The sequence below is a fragment of the Mesorhizobium sp. M5C.F.Ca.IN.020.32.2.1 genome, from assembly GCF_004023105.1.
In the GTDB taxonomy this organism is placed as follows: domain Bacteria; phylum Pseudomonadota; class Alphaproteobacteria; order Rhizobiales; family Rhizobiaceae; genus Mesorhizobium; species Mesorhizobium wenxiniae.
In genome coordinates this window covers 1-1,539 of sequence record NZ_RZSX01001176.1, presented here as the reverse complement: position 1 = coordinate 1,539, position 1,539 = coordinate 1, and the positions used below count along the sequence as shown (strand labels likewise).

Annotated in this window: 3 pseudogenes; all 3 read left to right on the top strand. The window is 61.7% G+C overall.

Annotated features, from left to right (window positions below):
- Window positions 1-162, top strand: a pseudogene (locus EOA86_RS40920) (lactoylglutathione lyase); the annotation flags it as partial.
- A gap of 79 nt (window positions 163-241) precedes the next feature.
- Window positions 242-791 (top strand): annotated as a pseudogene (locus EOA86_RS34080) (gluconate 2-dehydrogenase subunit 3 family protein).
- A gap of 48 nt (window positions 792-839) precedes the next feature.
- Window positions 840-1,539: pseudogene (locus EOA86_RS34075) on the top strand (GMC family oxidoreductase N-terminal domain-containing protein); the annotation flags it as partial.

The following is a 1,539-nucleotide window of genomic DNA, read 5'->3' as shown; positions in this document are numbered from 1 at the left end:
GATCTGGACAGCGAACATGACCGGCTCGGCGCGCTTGACCTGAGCCCGAAGAAGATCGTCGAGTTCAACCGCGACGGAGCGCTGCTCGCGCGCTTCTTCTTCATCGAGGATTCCGACGGTTACAAGATCGAGGTTCTGCAGCGTCAGGGTCGGTTCAAATAGGAGACATTACGGCCGCGCCGGCCAGCGGGCGCTAGCCAGGGCACCTTCGGGTGCGAACAGCAAGCAAAGGGAGGAGCAAATGGTCACGATTTATGAGAGAAAGCCGGCCCATGCAAGGAAGCCCGGGCTATCGCGCCGTGAGCTTCTGAAGCGCGGCGGTGTCGGCGCGTTGCTGGTCATTTCGGGCAGTGCCGTCATCAGCCCGGAACATGCCTGGGGTCTCGAAACATCCGCGCTCAAGCCCGAAACCATGGCGACCCTGATCCAGATGGCGCGCGACATCTACCCGCACGACCAAGTGCCTGACGAATATTACGCAATCGCCGTCAAGGCCCATGACGAGCAGGCCGGCAAAGACCCAGCCCATAAGGACCTCATCGAAAACCGGCATCGCCGAACTCGACTCGAAGTCGGGTAAGGGTGGCTACACCAGCCTCGGCTGGGAGGAGCAGCGCGTTGCCGTGCTAAGAGAGATCGAGGACACGCCGTTCTTCCAGGCAGTCCGTGGCGGGCTTGTCGTCGGTCTCTACAACCAGAAAGAGGTCTGGCCGATCTTCGGCTACGAGGGCGAGTCCTACTCCAAGGGCGGCTACATGGCGCGCGGGTTCGACGACATCGAGTGGCTCTGAGCCCCCGTCGTCCCAAACCGTACACAATAGACATCATGGGAGGAAACCATGGCAGCACCATTTGATCTCACGAACGACGGCGTGGTTGTCATCATCGGCTCCGGCGCCGGCGGCGGCACGCTCGGCAACGAACTCGCCCAGAAAGGCATCGATGTCGTCATCCTGGAGGCGGGCGCACGCCACGAATACGAGGATTTCATCAACGACGAGTGGGACTCATTCGCCCAACTCGCCTGGACGGACAAGCGCACGACCTCGGGCGACTGGCGGGTGGCGAAAGATTTTCCCAATCTGCCGGCATGGATCGTCAAGGCGGTCGGCGGCTCGACCACGCACTGGGCGGGGGCCTCGCTGCGGTTTCAGGAGCATGAATTCAGAACGCTTTCGACCTACGGAAAACTAGAAGGCGCGAACCTGCTCGATTGGCCGATCACGCTTGCCGAGCTGGAGCCCTACTACGCAAAGCCGAAGATAAGCTGGGCGTGACGCTCACCAACAACATCCCAGGCCTTCCCGGCAACAACAACTTCAAGGTGATGAAGGCCGGCGCCGACAAGCTCGGCTACAAGGAGTGCCACACCGGCCGGATGGCAATCAATTCCGAGCCGCGCGACGACCGCAATGCCTGCCAGCAGACCGGCTTCTGCTTCCAGGGCTGCAAATGGGGCGCCAAATGGTCGACGCTCTACAGCGAAATTCCCAAGGGCGAGGCGACCGGCCATCTCGAGGTCAGGCCGAACGCCATGGC